General features: G+C 72.1%; 6 protein-coding genes and 1 pseudogene. 6 read left to right on the top strand and 1 reads right to left on the bottom strand.

What is annotated here, in order from left to right; all coding sequences use genetic code 11:
• Window positions 1-394: pseudogene (locus ABNT58_RS21440) on the bottom strand (NADP-dependent malic enzyme); the annotation flags it as partial.
• Between the two features lie 142 nt (window positions 395-536).
• On the opposite strand from ABNT58_RS21440, the gene ABNT58_RS21435 reads away from it, so the two are divergent.
• The 6 genes from ABNT58_RS21435 to ABNT58_RS21410 form a co-directional block, all read left to right on the top strand.
• Window positions 537-2,609 (top strand): ATP-binding protein, encoded by a 2,073-nt coding sequence (locus ABNT58_RS21435; RefSeq protein WP_348755439.1) that lies wholly within the window; start codon window positions 537-539, stop codon window positions 2,607-2,609.
• A 28-nt stretch (window positions 2,610-2,637) separates the two neighbouring features.
• A complete protein-coding gene (locus tag ABNT58_RS21430) occupies window positions 2,638-3,342 on the top strand; it encodes a response regulator (RefSeq protein WP_348755438.1) in 705 nt (234 codons plus the stop codon).
• A gap of 5 nt (window positions 3,343-3,347) precedes the next feature.
• Window positions 3,348-4,307, top strand: coding sequence for a thiamine-phosphate kinase (gene thiL, locus ABNT58_RS21425; protein WP_348755437.1), 960 nt, complete (start codon window positions 3,348-3,350; stop codon window positions 4,305-4,307).
• Window positions 4,304-4,849 carry a phosphatidylglycerophosphatase A gene (locus ABNT58_RS21420; RefSeq protein ID WP_348755436.1) on the top strand — a complete coding sequence of 182 codons (546 nt, stop codon included), beginning with the start codon at window positions 4,304-4,306 and terminating at the stop codon, window positions 4,847-4,849. The genes thiL and ABNT58_RS21420 overlap by 4 nt, the downstream gene beginning before the upstream one ends.
• On the top strand, window positions 4,840-5,331 hold the full coding sequence (locus ABNT58_RS21415; protein ID WP_348755435.1) for a CinA family protein: 492 nt from the start codon (window positions 4,840-4,842) through the stop codon (window positions 5,329-5,331). Before ABNT58_RS21420 ends, ABNT58_RS21415 begins: the two co-directional genes overlap by 10 nt.
• Window positions 5,328-5,938, top strand: a 611-nt coding sequence (locus tag ABNT58_RS21410) for an NAD(P)-dependent oxidoreductase (protein WP_348755434.1), incomplete at its 3' end; no start/stop codon positions are given. The genes ABNT58_RS21415 and ABNT58_RS21410, both read left to right, overlap by 4 nt.

The following is a 5,938-nucleotide window of genomic DNA, read 5'->3' as shown; positions in this document are numbered from 1 at the left end:
GCGCCGCGATGGCATCCACCAGCTTGTCCAGGCTGTCGCAGCTCAGCTCGATGTCGAAGACGTCGATGCCGGCGAACTTCTTGAACAGCACACCCTTGCCTTCCATCACCGGCTTGGCGGCCAGCGGGCCGATGTTGCCCAGGCCCAGCACCGCGGTGCCGTTGGTGACCACGGCCACCAGGTTGCCGCGCGAGGTGTAGCGGAAGGCATTGGCCGGGTCGGCGACGATCTCTTCACACGCGGCGGCCACGCCGGGCGAGTAGGCCAGCGCCAGGTCGTGCTGGTTCACCAGTTGCTTGGTGGGAACGACGGCGATCTTCCCGGGCGTGGGGAACTCGTGGTACTCGAGTGCTGCACGGCGAAGTTCGGCGCGTTTCTCTTCCTGGCTGGGCATGGCTTTGTAGTCCGTGGTTGCGGCAAAAGGGGCAGCGATTTTGCCCCCACCGGGGCGCCGAGTGTCGCGCTGGCGACGCATCTCATTGATGCGCAAAACTGCGTAGCACTTTTGCACAGGCGTTGAACCATACTGATCCGTGATGACCACCAGCAGCTTTCCGCTCTTGCTGAGGCGGCCGCCGCGCCGCGTTCGGCGGGCGCTGCTGTGGGCCACGCTGGTGGCGCTGCTGCTGGTGGCGCAGACGCTGCTGGTGCTGCTCACGCTCAACTACGAAAGCGTGCGCGCCCAGGAACGGGTGGAAGAACTGGCCGGCCAGGTGGTGGCCGAGCTGCGTCGCGATGTGCAGCGCAGCGTGCAAAGCCTGCAGGCCCTGGTGTGGCACGAACCTTCGCCCGAGCGCTGGCGGGCCGATGCCGGCGAGCTGCTGCGCGCCCGCCACGACCTGCTGCGCATCGAGCGGCGCAACAGCGGCTTTGAGATCGACGACGCGGTGGATTCGCCCTACCGCACGCCCATCTTCACGCAGCTGCCGCGGCTGTCGATGGGCATCGAGGCCGAGCTGGCCTGCAATGCCGCCCGGCGCGCCGGCACGCCGATGTTCTCTCGCACGTACTTCGTGCCGCAGATGGGCGGCACCGGGCTGGAAGTGGTGGACCTGTGCATCCCCATCGCCAACCCCTCCCGCACGCCGCACTACCTGGTGACCACGCTGGCCTTGGGTGCGCTGCTGGACGAGGCGTTGACGCCCGAACAGTCGCGCGCCTACGAGGTGTCCTTCGTGGAAGGCGACGGCACTCGGCTGGCCCGTGCCGGCGTGCCGCGCGGCGCCGGCGTGTACCAGGCGCAGCGGGTGCTGGACCTGCCCGGCAGCTCGCTGGTGCTGCGCATCGACAGCGCCGAAGGCAGCCCGCGCGTCATTCCCAACCTGGCGACCGCGCTGGTGCTGGGCCTGTCGCTGGCCTTGTTCGCGGTGGTGCTGCTGCTGTTGCGCGACGTGCGCAAGCGCGCGCGGGCCGAAGCGGCGCTGGCCGAGGCACTGGCCTTCCGCAAGGCGATGGAGGACTCGCTCATCACCGGCCTGCGCGCGCGCGACATGGAAGGCCGCATCACCTACGTGAACCCGGCCTTCTGCACGATGGTGGGCTTTGGCGCCGATGAGTTGATGAACACCAACCCGCCCGCCTACTGGCCCACCGACCGCGTGGACGAGTACAGCGTGCGCCAGCGTGCGCGGCTGGGTTCGGTGCGCGACCGCGGCGACATCCAGCAGGGCTTCGAGACCGAGTTCATGCGCAAGAGCGGCGAGCGCTTCCCGGTGATGATCTACGAGGCCCCGCTGGTGGACAACGTCGGCAAGCAAAAGGGCTGGATGAGCGCGGTGCTGGACATGAGCGCCCAGCGCCGGGTGGAAGAACTCTCGCGCCAGCAGCAGGACCGGCTGCAGGCCACCGCCCGCCTGGCCACCGTGGGCGAGATGGCCTCGCTGCTCAGCCATGAGCTCAACCAGCCGCTGGCTGCCATCGCCAGCTACGCCACCGGTTCGCTCAACCTGCTGCAGGAGCCCGACGGCCAGACCCTGGGCATGCTCAAGCAGGGCCTGACGCGCATCGCCGAGCAGGCCGAGCGCGCCGGCCGCGTGATCAAGAGCGTGCACGACTTCGTGCGCCGCCGCGAACAGGCGCGCGAGGCGATCTCGGCCTCGCAGCTGATCGACGCGGTGATGCCGCTGGTGCGGCTGCAGGCGCGCAAGAGCGGCACCCGCATCGAGCTGGACATTCCCACGCCGCCGCCGCGTGTGCTGGCCGACCGCACGATGGTCGAGCAGGTGCTGCTCAACCTCACCCGCAACGGCATCCAGGCGATGGAAAGCAGCACGCCGCTGGCCGAGCGGGTGCTCACCCTGCGCGTGCGCCAGGCCGAGGGCCGCTGGGTGAGCTTCAGCGTGATCGACGCCGGCCCCGGCATCGCGCCCGAGGTGGCGGCGCGCCTGTTCACACCGTTTTTCACCACCCGCAGCGAAGGCATGGGCCTGGGGCTGAGCCTGTGCCGCACGGTGATCGAGCAGCACGGCGGCGCACTGGACTTCCATGCCTGCACCGACGGCCAGGGCCGGCCGCAGCGCGGCACCGAGTTCCTGTTCACGCTGCCGGCCACCGACCCGGCGCGCCAGCGCAGCGACGCTAGCACCGCCGGGGCCGAAGCGCCGGGGTAGCATCGCGGCCAACGTGTTGCCCGACCCCATGCTCACCCTGCCTGCTTCGCTCGGCCTGCCGATGGTCTACCTCGTCGACGACGAGGACGTGGTGCGCGACGCCCTGGCCTGGCTGCTGCGCTCGCGCCGGCTGCTGTCCGAGGGCTTTGCCAGCGCCGAAGCCTTCGACGCCTTTCTGGACGCCCAATGGCGCCAGCACGGCGGCGCCTGGCCCACCGCGCCCTCGTGCCTGTTGCTGGACGTGCGCATGCCCGGCGAAAGCGGCCTGGCACTGTTCGAGCGGCTGACCGAGCTGGGCCGGCTGGACGCGCTGCCGGTGGTCTTTCTCACCGGCCACGGCGACGTGCCCACCGCGGTGGCGGCGGTCAAGCAAGGCGCCTTCGACTTCGTCGAAAAGCCGTTCTCCGACAACGCGCTGGTCGACCGCATCGTCAAGGCGCTGGAGATCAGCGCCGCCGCCATCGAGCGCCGCCGCAGCCACGACGGGCTGCGCAAGGCGCTGGCCGAACTCACCGAGCGCGAGCGCGAGGTGATGCGGCTGGTGATCGAAGGCCGGCCCAACAAGCTGATCGCCGATGCGCTGAACATCAGCGTGCGCACGGTGGAAGTGCACCGCGCCCGCGTGTTCGAGAAGATGGAAGTGAAGTCCGCCGTCGAGCTGGCCAACCTGCTGCGCGACGCTGCCATCGAAGCGGCGCCGGTGCCGCCCGCCGCGCCGCCGGCCGCGCGGTGACCGGCATGGCGCTCGGCGAGTTCGACCTCATCCACCACTACTTCGACCGCCCCGGCGGCCGCGCGGTGCTGGGCATCGGCGACGACTGCGCGCTGGTGGCGCCCACGCCCGGCATGCAGCTGGCCATCTCCACCGACATGCTGGTGGAGGGCCGCCACTTCCTCAGCACCGTGGCACCCGAGCGGCTGGGCCACAAGTCGCTGGCGGTCAACCTGTCCGACCTGGCGGCCTGTGGCGCGCGGCCGCTGGCCTTTACCTTGTCGCTGGCGCTGCCGCGGGTGGACGAAGCCTTCCTGGCCGGCTTCTCGCGCGGCCTGTTCGCGCTGGCCGATGCGCATGGCATCGAGCTGGTGGGCGGCGACACCACAGCTGGCCCGCTCAACATCAGCATCACCGTGTTCGGCGAAGTGCCGCCGGGCCGGGCGCTGCTGCGCTCAGGCGCGCGGCCCGGCGACCAGCTGTGGATCAGCGGCACGCTGGGCGATGCGCGGCTGGCGCTGGAAGTCTTTCGTGGCACGCTGCCGCTGGCGGGCGACGCCTTCGAGCAGGTGCGCCAGGCCATGGAGCAGCCCACGCCGCGCGTGGCGCTGGGCCAGGCACTGCAGGGCGTGGCCAGCGCGGCGGCCGACATCAGCGACGGCCTGCTGGGCGACCTGGGCCACATCCTGAAGCGCTCGGGCGTGGGCGCGCAGCTCGATGCCGATGCGCTGCCCCGCAGCGCGGTGCTGGCCGCGCAGCCGCTGGCGGTGCAGCGCCAATGCACGCTGGCCGGCGGCGACGACTACGAGCTGGTGTTCACCGCCCCCGCCGCTGCTGCGGCCGCGGTGCAGGCGGCGGGCCGCGCTGCGGGCGTTGCCGTCACCTGCGTCGGCCACATCCAGGCCGGGCCTGGCCTGCGCGTGGTGGACGCCGCCGGCCGCCCGGTGGACCACGGGCTGGCTTCGTTCGACCACTTCAAGACATGACCGACACCGCCCCCGCCGCGCCGCAGCGCGCCACCGCCCGCTTCATGCTGCCGCGGCCGCATGCCTGGATCGCGCTCGGCTTCGGCAGCGGCCTGTCGCCGCTGGCGCCCGGCACCGTGGGCACCTTGTGGGCTTGGCTGGCCTTCCTGGTGCTGAACCTGTGGCTCACCGAGGCGCAGTGGGCAGGGGTGATCGGCGCCGGCCTGCTGGTGGGCTGGTGGGCCTGCACCCGCACCGCGCGCGAGCTGCGCACCGCCGACCCCGGCGCCATCGTCTGGGACGAGGTGGTGGCCTTCTGGATCATGCTGTGGCTCATCATGCCGGCGGGCTTGCCGGGCCAGGCGGTGGCCTTCGTGCTGTTCCGCTTCTTCGACATGGTCAAGCCCGGCCCGGTGCGTTGGGCCGACCGGCGCTTCAAGTCGCCGGCCGGCGCGCTGCCCGGCTGGCGTGCCGGCTTCGGCATCATGATCGACGACCTGGTGGCGGCGCTGTGCGCGCTGCTGGTGATCGCGCTGTGGAAGGCGGTGGTGTCATGGATGTGAGCGACGTCGAACCCCAGGTGCTGCAACTGGCCGAAGCGCTGCGCGCGCGCGGCCTGCGCATGGCCAGCGCCGAAAGCTGCACCGGCGGGCTGATCGCCGCGGCCTGCACCGCGGTGGCCGGCTCCAGCGACTGGTTCGAGCGCGGCTTCGTCACCTACAGCAACGAGGCCAAGACCGAGCTGCTGGGCGTGCCCGCCGCCCTCATCGCCGCCCATGGCGCCGTCAGCCGCGAGGTGGCGGCGGCGATGGCCGAGGGCGCGCTGGCCCATGCGCGGGCCGACCTGGCCGTCGCCGTCACCGGCATCGCCGGGCCGGGCGGCGCGGTGCCGGGCAAGCCGGTGGGCACGGTGTGGCTGGCCATCGCGCGGCGCGGCGAGGCGGCGCGGCCCGAGCTGCTGCAGCTGGGCGGCGACCGCCGCGCGGTGCGCGCGCAGACGGTGGTACAGGCGCTGCAGCGGCTGCTGCAGTCGGCGGCCGCATGAGCGCCACCCCCACCGCGCCGCTGCAGGTGCTGCTGACCGGCAGCTTCAGCGCCGCCGACCGCGACGACTGGCTGGCCCACCTGCAGGCCGCGATGCCCGAGGCGCGCTGGTGGCGCGACGACGAGGCCTACCCCGCCGACGAGATCGAGGTGGCCGTGGTGGCCAACCCGCCGCCCGGCCGGCTGCAAGGCCTGCCGCGGCTGCGTTTCATCCAGAGCTTGTGGGCGGGCGTCGACCGCCTGATGCGCGACGACAGCTTGCCCACCGGCGTGCCCATCGCCCGCATGGTCGATCCGGCGATGAATGCCGCGATGGCCGAGACCGCGGTGTGGGCGGTGCTGAGCCTGCACCGCCGTTTCTACGACTACGCCCGCCAGCAGCAGGCCGGCCTGTGGCACGCCCTGCCGCAACGCCGCGCCGATGAGGTGAAGGTGCTGGTGCTGGGCCAGGGCGAGATGGGCCGCACCGCGGCGGCGCGGCTGCAGGCGCTGGGCTACCCGGTGAGCGGCTGGCGTCGTGGGGTGCCGCTGGCACCGCTGCTGGCCGAGGCCGAGGTGGTGGTGAACCTGCTGCCGCTGACGGACGAGACGCGCGGCATTCTGGGTGC

The sequence above is a fragment of the uncultured Aquincola sp. genome (genome assembly GCF_964001545.1).
GTDB lineage: Bacteria > Pseudomonadota > Gammaproteobacteria > Burkholderiales > Burkholderiaceae_C > Aquincola.
The sequence above is the reverse complement of the archived record's forward strand: the minus strand, read 5'-3'. Positions and strand labels throughout refer to the sequence as shown.